The organism is Halomonas sp. ATBC28 (assembly GCF_005937175.1).
GTDB classification, from domain to species: Bacteria; Pseudomonadota; Gammaproteobacteria; order Pseudomonadales; family Halomonadaceae; genus Vreelandella; species Vreelandella titanicae.
Genome location: NZ_VCQL01000011.1, coordinates 48,087 through 65,183 on the forward strand (window position 1 = coordinate 48,087; position 17,097 = coordinate 65,183).

12 protein-coding genes are annotated in these 17,097 nt (G+C 53.4%); 1 reads left to right on the forward strand and 11 read right to left on the reverse strand.

What is annotated here, in order from left to right; genetic code table 11:
• Positions 1–226 precede the first annotated feature (226 nt).
• The 5 genes from E0L35_RS26285 to E0L35_RS13965 all read right to left on the reverse strand — a co-directional run bounded on the left by E0L35_RS26285 (position 227) and on the right by E0L35_RS13965 (position 5,561).
• Positions 227–520, reverse strand: a complete 294-nt coding sequence (locus E0L35_RS26285; protein WP_171051154.1) for a hypothetical protein — start codon at positions 518–520, stop codon at positions 227–229.
• A gap of 382 nt (positions 521–902) precedes the next feature.
• Complete coding sequence (cysQ, locus tag E0L35_RS13950) at positions 903–1,676, reverse strand: 3'(2'),5'-bisphosphate nucleotidase CysQ (protein WP_138800580.1); 774 nt, start codon at positions 1,674–1,676, stop codon at positions 903–905.
• A 137-nt stretch (positions 1,677–1,813) separates the two neighbouring features.
• On the reverse strand, positions 1,814–3,718 hold the full coding sequence (gene cysN, locus E0L35_RS13955) for a sulfate adenylyltransferase subunit CysN (RefSeq protein WP_027958949.1): 1,905 nt from the start codon (positions 3,716–3,718) through the stop codon (positions 1,814–1,816).
• Entirely contained in the window at positions 3,718–4,620 is a 903-nt protein-coding gene (cysD, locus tag E0L35_RS13960; protein ID WP_027958948.1) for a sulfate adenylyltransferase subunit CysD, read from the reverse strand. Before cysD ends, cysN begins: the two co-directional genes overlap by 1 nt.
• A gap of 200 nt (positions 4,621–4,820) precedes the next feature.
• On the reverse strand, positions 4,821–5,561 hold the full coding sequence (locus E0L35_RS13965; RefSeq protein WP_027958947.1) for a helix-turn-helix domain-containing protein: 741 nt from the start codon (positions 5,559–5,561) through the stop codon (positions 4,821–4,823).
• Positions 5,562–5,745: 184 nt separating this feature from the next.
• On the opposite strand from E0L35_RS13965, the gene E0L35_RS13970 reads away from it, so the two are divergent.
• Positions 5,746–7,473 carry an SLC13 family permease gene (locus tag E0L35_RS13970; RefSeq protein WP_138800581.1) on the forward strand — a complete coding sequence of 576 codons (1,728 nt, stop codon included), beginning with the start codon at positions 5,746–5,748 and terminating at the stop codon, positions 7,471–7,473.
• A gap of 257 nt (positions 7,474–7,730) precedes the next feature.
• Here the strand turns inward: E0L35_RS13970 and E0L35_RS13975 are convergent, their stop codons facing one another.
• The 6 genes from E0L35_RS13975 to E0L35_RS14000 form a co-directional block, all read right to left on the reverse strand.
• Positions 7,731–8,351, reverse strand: a complete 621-nt coding sequence (locus E0L35_RS13975; RefSeq protein ID WP_138800582.1) for a phosphoribosyltransferase — start codon at positions 8,349–8,351, stop codon at positions 7,731–7,733.
• A 713-nt stretch (positions 8,352–9,064) separates the two neighbouring features.
• Positions 9,065–10,660, reverse strand: a complete 1,596-nt coding sequence (gene pgm / locus E0L35_RS13980; protein WP_138800583.1) for a phosphoglucomutase (alpha-D-glucose-1,6-bisphosphate-dependent) — start codon at positions 10,658–10,660, stop codon at positions 9,065–9,067.
• A gap of 21 nt (positions 10,661–10,681) precedes the next feature.
• Entirely contained in the window at positions 10,682–11,677 is a 996-nt protein-coding gene (locus tag E0L35_RS13985; RefSeq protein WP_249362143.1) for a glycosyltransferase, read from the reverse strand.
• An 848-nt stretch (positions 11,678–12,525) separates the two neighbouring features.
• Complete coding sequence (locus tag E0L35_RS13990) at positions 12,526–13,506, reverse strand: phosphotransferase (RefSeq protein WP_171051155.1); 981 nt, start codon at positions 13,504–13,506, stop codon at positions 12,526–12,528.
• 312 nt (positions 13,507–13,818) lie between these two features.
• A complete protein-coding gene (locus E0L35_RS13995) occupies positions 13,819–16,062 on the reverse strand; it encodes a glycosyltransferase family 2 protein (RefSeq protein ID WP_249362144.1) in 2,244 nt (747 codons plus the stop codon).
• Positions 16,063–16,132: 70 nt separating this feature from the next.
• On the reverse strand, positions 16,133–17,077 hold the full coding sequence (locus tag E0L35_RS14000; protein WP_138800587.1) for a sulfotransferase family 2 domain-containing protein: 945 nt from the start codon (positions 17,075–17,077) through the stop codon (positions 16,133–16,135).
• Between the last annotated feature and the right edge of the window lie 20 nt (positions 17,078–17,097).

Sequence of the window (17,097 nt, forward strand, 5' to 3'; positions counted from 1 at the left end):
ACTCGTCTCAGTCTCAATTTTAGCCCAGCCTCCTGCCTTCATCACATGCACATGTGGCGGAGGATGCTCATTTGCATAGAAAAAGAATTTGAAACCTTTTTCATTAAGTAGAGTTGGCACTTCATTATCTCTTGCAGTGATGCTAGAAGCATACCAACCCCCTTGCACATCGTCACTTATAAGCCTAAGTGAATACGGCTCTCCAACACATTCACAGCCAACTACATTATTGCTTCAACATCACCATCTCACCAACCCCTGCACCGCTGCGCGATGCTTCCGCTGGTGCGCTTCGCTTACCACGCGCTACTAAATCTCGCATGCACATGAAGGTGGGGATGCCACCGGAATCGAGTGATTGTCGTAGCGCGTGGTAACGAGAAAGCGAGTTCAGCGAGCGTTTCGAGGCACCCGCGGGAGGCGTCGGGACGACGCCCGGTGGCACCCAACCATCATCGCCTACACAGGCCAACCCCGGCACCGCTTCGCGCTGCTTCCGCGGGTGCGCTTCGCTTACCACGCGCTGCTAAATCTCGCGTGCACATGAAAGCGGGGATGCCACCGGAATCGAGTGATTGTCGTAGCGCGTGGTAACGAGAAAGCGAGTTCAGCGAGCGTTCGTAGGCACCCGCGGGAGGCGTCGGAACGACGCCCCGTGGCACACAACCAACTCCGCCTACACGGGCCAAATCCGGCACCGCTTCGCGCTGCTTTCGCGGGTGCGCTGGCGCTTACCACGCGCTACTCAATCACGCCTGCACTTGAAGACGGGAATTCCAAGGGGGTGTGCATGTAATCACACCACCGAAATCGAATGAGTGCACCCGCGGATGGCGGCGGAACGACGCCCATTGGCACCCAACCAACCTTGATGTCAAAACTTAGATCGGTGGCGCCTTGGCTTAATGTCCCCACACCACAAAATAGGGGTTGAGCTTTTCGCTGGGGTTGGCGTAGCTAAGTGCAGTGCCTTCCAGGGTTTCTACCCGGCCGCCTGCTTCGAGCACTACCGCATGAGCGGCGCCGGTATCCCATAAACAGGTGGGGCCCAAGCGTGGGTAGGCATCGGCGAAACCTTCGGCAATGATGCACAACTTTAACGAACTACCCATGGGTAGCATGGTGTGCTCACCCAACCGTTCCAACCAAGCGGCCAAATCAGGGCTGGGGTGCGAACGACTACCCACCACGCGCCACGTTACGCCCTCTTTAGGCTTGCCTGCCACGGAAATGGCCTTACGACTACCATCGGCTTCAACCTTAAACGCGCCCAGCCCCCGCGCGGCCACGTAACCAACCTCAAGCGCAGGCGCGGTCACTACGCCAAGCACCGGCTTACCATTTTCAATCAGGGCAATATTGACGGTGAACTCACCGTTACGCTTGATGAACTCTTTGGTGCCATCCAGCGGGTCGACTAGCCAATAGCGGCCCTCAGCATCAGCACCGGAAAAGCCCTCGATGTCCTCTTCAGAAAGGATCGGGATCTGCACCGGCAGCGCCTGTAAACCGCGCATAATAACGTTGTGCGCCGCTTTATCAGCCTCTGTTAACGGGCTTTTATCTTCCTTCTCTTCCACGCTGAATTCGCGGGCGTAAACACTCATAATGGCGTCGCCAGCTTCGCGAGCTATGCCTTCAACGGCATCCAGCAGTGCTTGATCAATAAGCGCCATAATCTAATCCCTCTATAAGACTTTGTCCTTAAAGACTTAGCCCTTAAAGATTTAGTCTTTAAGACACAGCCTTTGCATAAAAAAAGCTGCCAAGCAGTGGCCAACCTCGCCACCACCTGACAGCTAGCGCATTCAAATCAACTAATCATTCCGCGTTCGCGCAAGGCTGCGATCACGGCGTCGGCCGCTGCTTCCGCGTCCATTTCGGATGTTTTCAGATGAACATCCGGCGCCTCAGGCGCTTCATAAGCGGAATCAATCCCCGTGAAGTTTTTCAGCTCTCCACGGCGAGCCTTCTTGTAGAGGCCTTTCGGATCACGCGCCTCGACGACATCCAGCGGAGCATCGACAAAAATTTCGATGAACTCACCCGCTTCCAACAGATCCCGCGCCAACTGGCGCTCGCTGCGGAAAGGCGAGATAAACGCCGACATCACAATCAGCCCGGCATCCACCATCAGCTTGGCGGTTTCCGCTACCCGGCGCACGTTTTCAACACGGTCGGCATCGGTAAAGCCTAAATCACGATTCAAGCCATGGCGCACGTTATCGCCATCCAGCAGATAAGTATGCTGGCCGTGGGCAAAGAGTTTTTTCTCGACCAGGTTAGCAATGGTCGATTTACCCGCCCCGGAAAGCCCGGTGAACCACAGCACGGCGGGCTTCTGGGCTTTTGCCAACGCACGTGCCTGCTTATCGATATCCACATGCTGCATATGAATATTCTGGCTACGCCGTAAGGCAAAGTGCAGCATGCCTGCGCCAACCGTATTGTTGGTCATACGGTCGATGAGGATAAAGCCGCCGGTATCGTGGTTGTCCTTATAGGCATCAAAGGCAACGGCACGGTTAAGGCTTAGGGTACAAATACCAATACCGTTCAGATCAAGCTGCTTACTCGCCGTGTGTTCCAGGGTATTCACATTGACCTGATACTTGATATCCGTCACGGTCGCCGAAACCGTTTGGGTGCCCAGTTTCATCAAGTAAGGGCGGCCCGGCAACAGCGGCGCTTCGTGCATCCACACCAGGGTGGTTTCAAACTGATCGGCAGTGTGGGCTGGCTCATCTACGCCGGAAATCACATCGCCACGGGAAATATCAATTTCGTCTTCCAGCAACAGCGTGATGGATTGCCCGGCAACCGCCTCTTCCAGATCACCATCCAGGGTATAAATCCGCGAAACAGTGCTGGTTTTGCCAGAAGGCTGAACGCGGATTTGATCACCTGGGCGAACCACACCGCTAGCCACCATACCGGTAAAACCGCGGAAATCCAGGTTGGGCCGATTGACCCACTGCACGGGCATGCGGAAAGGAGAGCGCTGAAGGTGCTCCGCATCCAGCTCGACGGTTTCCAGGTAACCCAGCAGCGTCGTACCGTGGTACCACGGCATTTTAGCGCTGTGCTCGATGACGTTGTCGCCCTTCAGCGCCGACATGGGAATGAAGGTGATGTTCTCCAGCCCCAGCTGTTTAGCGAAAGCACGGTACTCTTCAACGATTTGATCAAAACGCGCTTTGGAGTAGTCGACCAAATCCATCTTATTAATGGCCACCACCACGTGGCGCATGCCCATTAACGACATCAAAAAGCTATGGCGGCGGGTTTGCGTCAAAATGCCGTGGCGTGCGTCGACCATCAGAATAGCCGCGTCGGCAGTAGAAGCCCCCGTGACCATATTGCGAGTGTACTGCTCGTGCCCAGGGGTATCCGCCACGATGAACTTGCGCTTTTCGGTAGAGAAGAAACGGTAGGCCACGTCAATGGTAATGCCCTGCTCGCGCTCGGCGGCCAGGCCATCCACCAGCAGCGCAAAATCCATCTCGCCGCCCTGGGTGCCGTATTTTTTCGAGTCCGCTTCAATGGCCGCCAGTTGATCTTCAAACAGCAACTTGGACTCAAACAACAGTCGGCCAATCAGGGTACTTTTGCCGTCGTCCACGCTGCCGCAAGTAATAAAGCGCAACAAACCTTTGTGCTCATGGGCTTTCAGGTAGCCTTCGATATCGCCAGCAATCAGGTCAGATGAGTGAGACATTAAAAATACCCCTCTTGCTTCTTCTTCTCCATGGATGCCGCGCTATCGCTATCAATCACTCGGCCCTGGCGTTCCGATGTTTTGGTCAACAGCATTTCTTGAATAATGGCAGGCAAGGTATCCGCTTCTGACTCAACCGCACCGGTGAGCGGATAGCAGCCCAATGTGCGAAAACGTACTTTACGCATCATCGGCACTTCCCCCGGCTCTAACGGCATGCGCTCGTCATCGACCATAATCAACGCGCCATCGCGCTCCACCACCGGCCGCTCAGCCGCATAGTACAGCGGCACAATGGGGATATTCTGCAGATAGATGTACTGCCATATATCCAGTTCGGTCCAGTTGGAGATCGGAAAGACGCGAATCGACTCTTTGCCATTCTTACGGGTGTTATAGAGCTTCCATAACTCCGGGCGCTGATTTTTAGGATCCCAGCGGTGCTGTGCGGTACGGAACGAAAAAATACGTTCCTTGGCGCGAGACTTTTCCTCATCGCGCCGGGCACCGCCGAAAGCCGCATCAAAGCCGTACTTATCCAGCGCCTGCTTCAAGCCTTCGGTCTTCATTATGTCGGTATGAATCGCCGAGCCGTGGGTAAACGGATTGATGTCCTTCTCGACACCTTCCGGGTTGATATGCACCAGCAGATCCATACCAATCTCTTCCGCCATATTGTCGCGGAATTCATACATGGCCCGGAACTTCCAGCGAGTATCAACGTGCAGCAGCGGGAACGGCGGCGGCGAAGGTGCAAAGGCTTTACGGGCCAAGTGCAGCATGACCGCCGAGTCTTTGCCAACGGAATAAAGCATTACCGGGTTTTCAGTCTCGGCAACCACTTCGCGCATGATCTGAATGCTTTCCGCTTCCAGTCGCTGTAAATGGGTGAGTGATGTCATCATCTGTCCCAACAATTGTGTGAAAAAACATAGCGTGAAAAAGTTTGCTCTCAAGTGCCAGGCTCTGTCTGAAAAGTCGGCGAGCGAAGACCAGACAAGGCAAAAATCGGCGAAAAGACGGAGTTTACGTAGTGTAAATGAGTACTTTGAGCCGATTTTTAACGCCGTATGGTCGAGCGCAGCCAGTTTTCAGACAGGGCCTAGGAAGCCAAGCCCATATCGGCAGGCACCGGCACTAACCAAAACATCGTTTGTTGCGCCAACCAAGCCATTACTTGCGGGCTGGCTGACAACCAAGCGCCATGAAATACCAAGGCGACTGGCCTGTTGCTTTCTTCACTCTTGCCAATGAGCGCCTGCATCGCGGCCAGATAATCATCTGCCACGGGTGGGCACTTAAAACAACGCATCCACAACCGGCCACGGGGGCCGTGAAAATAGAGCTGATAAACCGGACGCTGTGGATGCGCTACCCGGCGCACACCGCCCTGCCAACGCTGGCTAGCCTCTTCTAACCTGTCAAACCGCGGCGCAACGGCCTGCCGATACCACCGGCCCCGCTGCGAGCGTTGCTTAGCCAATGCGCTTAACGGCCAGGGTTCATGCTTCAAACCTTGGCTTTCCCACCAGTGTTCAATACCGCGCTGGGTTAACTCAACGCCATGCTCATCGCGTAAAAAAGCCACAAGGTCAGCGCTGCTCCAGCCTGGCTGTTCAGCGGGGGGCGAGGCATAAAGCGCCTCCCACAACCGTTGTTGAATAGCGGCATCAAGCACATTGGCCTGCCCTTTTAAACGACCGCGGGGGCGTACCGGCACTGCCGCCCAGCCACCTTCACGAAACGCCTTCCAGGCCGCCGAAACGGTCGGGGAAGAAAGCCCGGTTTGTTGGCTTACCAACGCAACCGTGACCCCATCCAAGCGTAGCTTTACGGCTTGCATGCGGCGCTCATTGAGTGCTTCAGGCGATAAATGTTTAATGCTCAAAATTATCGCTAACCACCTGTATTAAATATAATTTTCAATAATTATCAGATCAAAAATTGGCAATCATTAGACACCATCATAAAAGCCTGCGTAAAATCCAGCAAGTGAACCATGAAGTTACCGCTTTTAAGGACCCACCATGACCCCCTGGGCCGTTCTGTTTTCTATCGCAATTTTATTAGCGCTGTTAATTAGCGGGCGGGTAAAACCCGCCATTGCGTTTGTTACCTTAGCCGCCATTTTTTTGCTACTAGGGTTTGTCGATACCGCCACCCTGCTTACCCAATACACCAACCCGGCGCTCGCCACACTGTTACTCTTGCTGCTGGTATCGCTGGCGCTTGAACGTTCGCCGCTGCTGGACTGGCTTTCGCGCCACTTATTAAAGGGCCACCCGCGGCTTGCTACCGCACGCTTAATGGGTAGTACGGCGGTACTTTCCGCTTTTTTGAATAACACGGCCGTGGTGGCTGCCTTTCTCGGCGCTATTTCGCGCCAGCAGCGTATCGCGCCATCCAGGCTATTAATCCCGCTCTCTTACGCCTCCATCTTGGGCGGCATTACCACCCTGGTGGGTACGTCCACAAACCTGGTAGTGAACTCGTTTAACTTAAGCGCCAGTGGCAGCGAGCTGGGCATGTTCCAATTTAGTTTGGTGGGCATCCCTGTGGCGCTGGTGACCCTATGCGTTCTAATGTGGCGCGCTAATGCCTTACCGCACCATCAGCTCGAAGACACCAGCGAAAAGCTCTCCTACTTTCTAGCCGCCGACCTGGAGCCCGACTCGCCGATGATCGGCAAAACCATCGAAGAGAACGGCTTGCGCAGCCTGGAAGGGCTCTACTTACTGGAAATAGAGCGCCACGGACGGCTGATCAGCCCTGTGGCACCAGACGAACAACTCCTGGCCAATGACACGCTGGTGTTCACGGGAGAAGTCGGCAAGGTGCAAGCGCTACAGCGTTTTCCAGGGCTGCAGCTATTTGGCCATCAGGCCGACAATCTATTAGCGACGAATTTGGTAGAGGTGGTGATTTCCCACGAATCCGAGCTTTCAGGCAAAACCCTGCAGGATGTGGATTTTCGCAGCATGTTCAGTGCAGGGGTGGTGGGTATACGGCGAGGAGAAAAACGTTTGGAGGGGCAGTTGGGGAAAATCCCACTTCGCGTGGGGGACTGCTTGCTGCTAGCGGTAAGCGCTGATTTCCGGCAACACCGCAACCTAGACCGCAACTTCCACTTACTCAGCGGTAGTTTCACCAGACCGCAATTGAGTAACAGAGAGAGCCTATTCACCGTGGGCGGCTTTGCAGCAGTAATTGCCTTGGCTACCGCTAATCTGCTGCCACTGTTCCACGGGCTGCTGATACTGCTGGGCGGGCTACTGCTAATGAAAGTGATCAGCCTGGCGGAACTGCGCCGCCGTTTCCCATTTGAGCTATGGCTGATTATTGGTTCAGCGTTAGCGATTGCCCAAGCGCTGGAAAACTCAGGCGCTGCGAGCTTGTTAGCCAGCGGTATGCAGGGGTTGTTCAGCGGCTACGGGATCTATGCCGCATTTATGGGTTGTTACCTACTAACGCTGCTACTCACAGAAACCGTGACCAACAACGCCGCTGCCGCGCTGGCCTTTCCGGTGGCCTGGAGCACCGCCCACGCCTTTGGTGCCGACCCACTGCCGTTTGTGATGGCCGTAGCGTACGGCGCCAGCGCCTGCTTTCTAATCCCGTTTGGCTACCAAACCCACCTAATGGTGTATTCACCCGGCCGCTACCGCATCACGGACTTCCTGAAGATCGGTTTGCCGGTTAGCGTCACCTACTCAGCGGCGGTATTGCTGATTACGCCGTGGGTGTTTCCATTTTAGGTGAAGGGTATGAGGCGTGAAGGGTGAGGGCTTTCGTAGCGCGGCGTAAGCGTCAGCGCACCCGCGAAAGGCGTCGGCACGGCGCCCAAGGCACCAAACCAACCCCGGCACTGCTCCGAGGATGCGCTGACGCTACTAATGACACACAAGGATAAGAGAGGGCGGACGCACAAATTCAATCCTAACCACAAAAACAATTATGGATGAGCGTTCTCAGTGTTTGAAGTAACGCCTTTAGAGAGACATCTAAACACTATTTACTTGCCACTCGTTCCTGAATAATTTTTTGATAACAAGCGCTTAGCTGTCTCTTTTTCTGCCTTAATGCATCGATTTCGGATCTCGTCAGCGGTTCTAAAGCCGACGAGATAACTTGCTTCGTTGGCGGTGAGTGCTGCAGTGTGTATTCCGAAGATATTTTTGATTTCATCACCAAAGCGATCCTCCAGTAGTCGAGTATGCTTTTTTATCGCTCGAAATTTTGTTGAACGTCCTGCATTTACAAGCAGTATAGACCCAATGACACTACCACCGTTCATTAATAAATAATTGGCTAACTCTGCCAAAGTACTGCCCATACTGGTAACGTCATCTACTAATACATAACAGCCACCATGCTGCACGGCCCCCTCAAATGACGGCCTTGCAATTAGCCTTTCCATCGGATCGGCACCGGTATGAAAGACTTTTTGTAGTTGAACGATGTCAGTCTCACTACTACCGCCTAATACTTCAGCACACATAAGTGAGAGAATTAGGGGTAAAGCATTATCACCTGAAGCCTCTTTGGCGTAGGGTGAAACAAAAATAGTCTCTTCAGAAAACTCACCTTTGAGCGAAACTAAAAAATCAAGTGCCAACTCATCTATAAGCTGCAAGGCAGCCTCAGCACTACCTGATTTCGCAGACCTATAATCAGGGTCTTTATGTCCATGTCATGACTAAAGCAATGAAAATGCTTTGCTTGGTCTGGAAAGGCATACACCCTATCCATTTCCATTACTCACAATTAAGCCCTCATATGCACTACACAACATTACTTATAACTCACCCAAAAATACAACAAATCCATAGCGCGTGGTAACTCTAAGGCATTTACGTATGGCGGCGGAACGACGCCCAATGGCGCGGAACCAACCCCCAGCACCGCTTCGCGCTGCTTTCGCGCCGGGCCGCCGCTGCGGGTGCGCCGTAGGCTTACCACGCGCTACTAAATCTCGCCTGCACTTGGAAGCGGGGATTCCAAGGGAGTGTGCACGTTATGCATGTGGTCGTGGCACGTAAACACACCACCGAAATCGAATGAGTCCATGTACCCGTAGCGCGTGGTAACGAAGAACGCGAGTTCAACGAGCGTTCGTAGGCACCCGCGGGAGGCGTCGGGACGACGCCCAGTGGCACCGAACCAACATTGCCTGCAAGAGGCCAAACCCCGGCACCGCTTCGCGCTGCTTTCGCGCCGGGCCGCCGCTGCGGGTGCGCCGCAGGCTTACCACGCGCTACTAAATCTCGCATGCACGCGAAGGTGGGGATTCCACGGGCATGTTATGCACATGGCCGTGGCACAAAGCCCAACCACCACCGCGGGTCTCTACCCCTTCAACACCCCTGCCAATAACGCCTTGGCATTTTCGATCAGTTCATCCAGATGCTGGGCGCCTTTGAAACTCTCGGCATACACCTTATAAAGCGATTCAGTGCCACTTGGCCGAGCAGCAAACCAACCGTTGTCGGTGGTGACTTTAATGCCTCCGATAGCGGCAGCATTGCCGGGCGCCGCGACCAGCACAGCGGTGATTTCATCGCCTGCCAGGGTTTTCTCGGTGACGCTCTCAGCGCTCAGGTTTTTAAACGCCGCCTTCTCTTCAGGTGAACAAGCGGTATCCACGCGCTTATAGAAAGGCTCGCCAAAGCGCTCGGTGAGCGAGCGGTAATACTCGCTGGGCGTTTTGCCCGTCACTGCCATAATTTCAGCCGCCAGCAAACACAGCACAATGCCATCTTTATCGGTGGACCACGCCTTACCGTCGCGGGTCAGCAAGCTGGCGCCGGCGCTCTCTTCACCGCCAAAGGCCAACCAGCCTTCATGCAGGCCATCGACAAACCACTTAAAGCCCACCGGCACTTCATAAAGCTCGCGTTGATGTGAGGCGACGACCCGGTCAATCATGGAAGACGACACTAGCGTTTTACCCACTTTTAGCGAAGCGGCCCACTCCGGGCGGTGGGTCATCAGGTAATCAATGCACACCGCTAAAAAATGGTTCGGGTTCATTAGGCCGTTGGCATCAACAATGCCGTGGCGGTCGGCATCTGGGTCGTTGCCAAAGGCAATATCGAAGCGGTCTTTAATTTCCAACAGATTAGCCATTGCGGCGGCGCTAGAGCAATCCATGCGGATTTTGCCGTCGTGATCCGGTGGCATAAACGCAAATTCAGGATCAACTGCGGTGTTTACCACATCCAGGTTCAAGCTATAGTGCGCCGCGACCGCCTGCCATACCGGCAGCGCGGTACCTCCCATTGGATCAGCACCCAACCTCAGGTTCGCCTTCTGAATAGCGGCAATATCAATCACGTCGCCCAGCTGAGACACGTAATGCGCCGTGTAATCGTACTCTTGCGCATGCGCGATCGCCTCTTCAACCGAAACAGTGGGCACATCTTCTAACTGACGCAGTAGGTAAGCATTGGCACGCAACTCAATCCAACCGGTAGCGTCAGTATCCGCAGGGCCACCGTGGTGAGGGTTGTACTTAATTCCGCCATCTTCGGGTGGGTTATGCGAAGGGGTAATGATTAATCCGTCTGCCAGCGCCGTACCAGGCACGGCCTGACCTTGAGGGCGGTTGTGCTGCAAAATTGCGTGGCTGACCAGTGGCGTCGCGGTGAAGCCATGATCTTTCTCGACAAATACCGGCACCTTATTAGCGGCCAGCACCTGCAGCGCACACTCCCAGGCAGGGCGAGAAAGCGCATGGGTATCAAAACCTAAAAACAGCGGGCCTTTATAGCCCGCCTCAAGGCGGTAATCGACAACGGCCTGGGTAATAGCGAAGATATGAGATGCATTGAATGTACGATTGGTCGCTCTGCCACGATGGCCAGATGTACCAAACGAAACCCGCTCGCCCACAACATTGGCATTAGGCTGTTCTTGATAAAAAGCGTTAACAATAGACTCCATGGTTCCCTCTCCCTGCTCATATTACTGCGACAAAGCATCGCTGCGTTGTAGCCAGAACTGCACGGCGGCCTCTACGCCACCTACCTTTTTTGCATCAATAGCAGCTTGTTTAGCCATCCGTGCAGCGGCTTCGGGGTTTTCTAATAAGTGCTCTAAAGCGCTTCGCCATTCGATGGGCGTATCATTAACAAGCAAACCGTTTTCACCATGATGCACCACCTCAGTATAGGGGTAGCGATTTGAATAAATGCCCACCCCCCCCATGGCGGTAATATCCAAAAACTTTATCAATGATTTGCCACGATTGAACGGGCTTTCTAACAGCGGGGCCAAACCTATATGGCAGTGGTGCTCTCGCTGATAAACCTTAAACGTCTCCCAGGGTAAAGGAGAAGGCGCATTTACGCGAGGCAGTGCAACGAGGCTTTCTGGCGTGTGTGGCCCCAGCATAATCTCCACCTGGGTATCCATACGCTGAGACTGAATTTGCCGTATGGCTGGGGCAATGTGCATGAGGTCTGTTAAATGCGCCCGCGTGCCGTAAAAGCCGATTCTCCAGTTAACGGCGGCAGTTGGTGGTAGTGAGAAATGCTCAAGTGAAGGTAGCGGAGCAATAAGAGGCGGCGTAAGCACTTGAACATTGTCGTGCTCGCTAAAAAAGCAGCGGGCCAGTTGCTCACTAGAAGCCACCACTTCATCAACCAGCGCCAGCAGCCGAGGCTGGTATGTAGCAATACGCGCCATTCGCTTACGGTAGGCGGCGGGCAACGCGGAGTCATTGGCAGCCGCCGTAATATCATCATCAATTAAATAAGCGATATAGCCAAAGGCGTTGCGATGACGCTCCAACCAACGCAGCCAGCTTAGCGGCAGCGAGCGGCAAAGCAGCAGATTGGCGCCTGCATAGCGTTTAAGCAGAGCACGACCATGCAACCGGCTAGCCCCAAAGGAGCGTGAAACAGCTACCCGCTCAACCGCGATTCCCTGCAGGCGTAATTCAGGCGCAGCAGACGCCAAGAAATAAATATCCTCGGTAGGCCGCGCCCCATTGCTAAGAACAACCCACCCAACGTGGCTACTCACAATACATCCCTTTTAACGATGGTTCTGTTCCTGGCTTAACAACCTCGGCACCGCTTCGCGCTGCTTTCACGCCGGGCCGCCGCTGCGGGTGCGCCTTGGGCTTACCACACGCTACGAAAACCACCCAAATCAATCTCTTGCACGTACCGTAGCGCGTGGTAACGAATCTCGCGAGGCACGAGCGTATGAGGCACCCGCGGGAGGCGGCGGAACGACGCCCAAGGGCACATAACCAACCCTGCCCACACAAGCCAACCCCGGCAACGCTGCGCGCTGCTCCCGCGGGTGCGCCTTGGGCTTACCACGCGCTACTAAATCACGCCTGCACATGAAAGTGGGGCTTCCACGGCCATGTGCACGTTATGTACATGGCCGTGGTACGTCATCACGCCACCAGAATCGAGTAATTGCACCCGTAGCGCGTGTTAACGAAGAACGCGAGTTCGACGAGCATTCGTAGGCACCCGCGGGAGGCGGCGGAACGACACCCAAGGGCAACCAACCAACAATGCCCACACGAGCCAAACCCGGCAGCGCTTCGCGCTGCTTCCGCGGGTGCGCCGTAGGCTTACCACGCGCTACTAAATCACGCTTGCACTTGAATATGGGGATTCCAAGGGGATGTGCACGTAATCACACCATTGGAATCGAGTGAGTTCACATACCGTAGCGCGTGGTAACGAATCTCGCGAGGCACGAGCGAATGAGGCACCCGCGGGAGGCGGCGCCAGCCGCCCAATGGCACTCAACCAGCCCCGGCACCGCTACGCGCAGTGGCGGGGTTATTGGCTTGTATCAGAGCGCAGTTTGAACTGTTCATACAACGTATAGATACGGTCACGCAGCAAGGCGGCTTCTTCCGAACGCATAAAGTGAGCGACGTCCAAACACTGGAACAGATAGGTGAACACCAAGGTACCCAACTGTTGATCCACTCTTTTTACAGCCAACGGTTCTACTTCACCCCAGGGTAGCCCCCGCAACAAAAGCGCAGCATCAAATCCTAACGGCAAATACGCCCATCGATCCCAGTCGACAAGCGCTACCTGCCGACGCTGAGTATCAATGAGCACGTTATTACGATGCAGATCCCCATGCGACAAGACGCGTGGCAAGCGTGCGGTAACCCGCATCAAAAAGATAAAAAAGGACAATTCAAGCTTACTACCCCCACCTCGTAATGCCTGAAAGAACACCGATGGGAATAATCTATGCAATAAGCTTTTAAAACGACTGGAACGGCGCTTTAAAGCGCTGCGCCTTGCTTCACCAGCTTGCTGAAGCGTAAGAAGTTGCGCCATGACTAAGGGCACCCAAGATTCCCAACCGCTGCCCACCTTATCCAGTGTAGTGCCTGGCTGAAAAGCAAATATCTGTATCACATGCTTGTCTTGAGAGATCGCGTCCAATAAAGGCGGCGCGGCTATCCGGCTAGGCGTTATCACTTTGTCATAAAGCTGCTTCACGTTTGAATGAGCCGTCGGCTCCACATCAAAACGCGCCATGACAGGCGCCTGGTTAGCAACGTTAAGCACAGCGCCAGCCATTTGTCGCTCAGCAGACAATCCAAACAATGGTTTAAATCGCTCTACCGACAGCTGATCAGGAAGCCTAGCAAGTGCTTTGTACTCTGCGTGGTGATGGGAAATAGCCATAGGTAACCAATCGCTTTGCTCGGGGTGCTTATAGAGCCATGGGCTATTCCGCAATGACACGCCTTTGTCCGTTACAATCCTGACGATATCCCCATGCTCCAGCGCCAACTGGCCACGAAACCCCACATTGCCGCTCAACGAATGCCCTGCCTTTTTCACATCCGCTCGTTGGCGGTCACAAAACAGTCGGCAGCGCTCTCGGCCATTTACCAAAACAGTTACGTAAGGCGCTAGGCTCCAACCACTAATTACCCCCTCACTCACCCGATCTATAAAACCAGATACCGTCGGTTTTTTTATTACTTTCAACATAAACGTATTATTTCAATATCCGGTAAAGATTGTTCTCGGGTGTAGCCCGGTTTCTGATAACCCCCACTGCATGGTCACCTTCAGTATTGTATCAAGATATTCAAGCGTTTATCGCAACGAAAAATCTTCATGGACGAGCGTAAGGTTGGGGTTGTAAGCAGGGTCGCAATCTAATCGCTTGCCCCATGTAGCACGCATATACGTCACTTCTTTGGATGCACGCGAACGTTTCTTCGAATTATCATCCGCACCACGAGAAATAGACTCATGGTGGTAAAGCTCAGCATAGGGCGTCCACAGGTTCCGGTAACCCGCTTCACGCACCTTCAAACAAAAATCGACATCGTTAAAGGCAACGGTCAGCTCATTTTCATTCAGCCCCTTTACCTGCTCAAAGACCGATTTACGCACCAACAAACAAGCAGCGGTAACCGCTGACATATTCTGAACCAAATGCAAACGCGTGAAATAGCCACTCGCGTTACGGGTAAAATATTTGTGCGCGTGGCCAGCAACGCCACCGATACCCAAAATCACCCCCGCGTGTTGAATCGTATCATTGGGGTAGTACAGCTTAGCCCCCACGCAGCCGATCTCAGGGCGGCATACCTGGCTGACCATCTCTCCCAACCACTCAGGATTGATCGGCTCAATATCGTTATTCACTAACCCAATAATTTCGCCCTTAGCGTGTTGGGCACCAAAATTATTGATAGCGGAGTAGTTGAACGGCTCTGACCAGGGCAGTACACGCACCCTCTCATCACGTTTAGCCACCGCATCCATATACGCCAAAGTGTCAGAACACGTGCTGCCATTATCCAGAATCAGCAGTTCAAAATTTTGGTAGTCCGTACGGTCTAAAATCGCATCGACGCAGGGCTTTAAAATCTCTACCCGATCCCGGGTAGGAATCAGTAAGCTCACCAACGGCGGAGTGGCAGGAATGGGCCAGCATACTCGGTACGTGTTGGGGTAATGACCATGTTCCGCCACGGCACCGCGGTGATGCTTCTCTACGTGGCTAGCCACTGCCTTGAGCCCCGCTTCGGCGGTATAGTCTTTTTGGGTACTGTTCATCGCCGTGGAGCCTTTCGTAGCGCGCCAGTGATAAAGCACCTTGGGAATATGAACAATACGGTCAGCGGAGATTTCCGCCGTTACCCGGAGCACCAAGTCGTGATCCTGGCTGCCCTCATATCCCTCACGAAAGCCTCCCACCTGGCGCACCAGTTCAGTACGGTACACACCTAAGTGGGAAATATAGTTTTGCCCGAGTAACAGGTCAGGATTCCAGGCAGGCTTAAAGTGCGGGTCAAACCGCTCACCGCGCTCATTTAGCTTGTCTTCATCGCTATATAGCAGCGCCGCATTGGGTTTTTCCTGCAACGCGACAACCACTTGATACAGGGCATCTTCATTGAGAGTGTCGTCGTGGTCGAGCAGCGCGGTAAACTCACCCTCAGCCATTTCCAGCGCACTGTTACTGGCGGCACAAATATGACCGTTGCGTTCCCGAATCACCACTTTTATGCGGCTATCTGAAGCGGCATAGGTATTTAACACCTTATGCACCCGAGAGTCGGTAGAGGCGTCGTCTGCCAGGCAAAGCTGCCAATGGGGGTACGACTGCGCTACGACTGAATCAATACAAGCGCTCAAGAGTTCGGGAGAAGGGTTATAAACCGGTACAACAATCGAAATAAGCGGTTTGTATTCCGCCTTAGTTAAAAATTGCTGAACCTCTTCCCTGCTTGGCAATACCTGGTTGCTCAACCACTCCTGATAACTCTTCCCGGCACTCATGCGTTCGAACGTGGCGTTATATTGCGCCATAGCAAGGGTACGCCAGTGAACCCCCTTATCCGATGCCTGCAGCTTTAATAAGGGAACCACCTCTTTTTTCTCCCTTCCCCGCCAAAGGTGGTGCATGCGCGTCAAACGTTGCGCCAAACGGTCATGGGCAAACCAAGGGGTCAACCACACAAACCGCAGATGACGGATAGTGAAGAGGCCTTCTGATTCCAGCGGGTCAAAGCGTATTGCCTTAACGCCCCAGGGCATCCAGAACAGGCGCTTGGTGATGCGGCCAAGCTTTAAGGGCAAGTAAACACTCGACTCCTCCTCAAAACCGTTGCCTAAATCAAAGTATAACTTAACAGCTGCGCTGGGCTGGTTGTGGGCAATATCCGCCTCAAGCATTTGCCAACCGGGAAGCGGCAACGCCTCAGTTTGCTCAAACTGAGGGTCGATATCAGATGCCAGCCACTCAAAACTACCGCCCTCTTCACCGACTAAAGGGCGCAGACCACTTTTTGGCTTAACGCGTAAATTTCGTACAAACAAGTTCACTCGACCTTTATCCATGTGTAATTAAACGTAAGCCATGCACAGAAAAATTTTCCTTCACCAACATACACGACTAAACCGTGTAGCGGCCGATGACCTGACCAGTGCTTGCTACCACGCACTCGACGCTGTCGTTCTTTTTTAAAGGTTTAGAAAACTTATGATGGAAGCCGACATACCCTTTGCGCGGCAGTGATAAATGCAGCATGCCGGGGCGGATCTCCTTGGCAAAGGTTCGCACCTTCTCATGGTCATTCACATAAATGGCGACTTCTACAGGTTCTTCCGTATCGGCATACCAAGCCCAACCACGCACCATGCCAGGTTTGCTGTCCTGCAATGCTGCGTGAGTGTAGGGTTTTCCCTCATCAAAAAGCTGGGTACGCTGCTGAAATAGCTTTCCCGCATGTTCATAACAGCGCAAGTCATCAGCATTCAACTGCCTGATTTCAGACAGCGTTTCATCGTCTAACTCATAGGTTGACTGTTGGTCGCTACGACCTTGATTAAGCTGTACCGACTTAATTGCCAAGCCATAGCGTGAGTTTATTTCTACCAGGCTGCGCTCGTACGCTTCGGTTAAGCCAATAAAGCCAATTGCCTCAAGCGGCACACGGTTTAGCATCCGCGACTGACGATTAATCGCATGCTGCTGATTGTAAAAAGTACGTAAATCTTTCTTATAAGAATTATTTCGTACATGGTGGTGATATTCCGACACCACACGCTGAACAGGGTCGCGCACGAAAGCAATAGTATTAGCAACGCCTAATAAATGAGTATATTTGATAGCGGGTACATGTCCACTTAAAAATTTTGTATCTGTAGAGGAAAGCTGGGAATCCAGTCCCGCGTAATCGTCTTTTTGATACACCCACTCCTTGACCAGCTCGGAGGTTTCCTTCATATCCGGATAGTAATCATAAAGGACTTTATCTTCACCAAAATAGGCTTCACACGCCTTACGAAAGCTTGTGCCTGCCGTTTTAGGGATGTGCACAAAAAAAACAGCTGACATATTCGTACCTTAAGAAAACA

Coding starts and splice junctions, on each gene's coding strand:
- E0L35_RS13965 (WP_027958947.1), bottom strand. CDS start 5,561: ATGCAAGCCGTAAAGCTACGCTTGGATGGGGTCACGGTTGCGTTGGTA.
- pgm (WP_138800583.1), bottom strand. CDS start 10,660: ATGGAGTCTATTGTTAACGCTTTTTATCAAGAACAGCCTAATGCCAAT.
- cysN (WP_027958949.1), bottom strand. CDS start 3,718: ATGTCTCACTCATCTGACCTGATTGCTGGCGATATCGAAGGCTACCTG.
- cysQ (WP_138800580.1), bottom strand. CDS start 1,676: ATGGCGCTTATTGATCAAGCACTGCTGGATGCCGTTGAAGGCATAGCT.
- E0L35_RS13970 (WP_138800581.1), top strand. CDS start 5,746: ATGACCCCCTGGGCCGTTCTGTTTTCTATCGCAATTTTATTAGCGCTG.
- cysD (WP_027958948.1), bottom strand. CDS start 4,620: ATGACATCACTCACCCATTTACAGCGACTGGAAGCGGAAAGCATTCAG.
- E0L35_RS14000 (WP_138800587.1), bottom strand. CDS start 17,077: ATGTCAGCTGTTTTTTTTGTGCACATCCCTAAAACGGCAGGCACAAGC.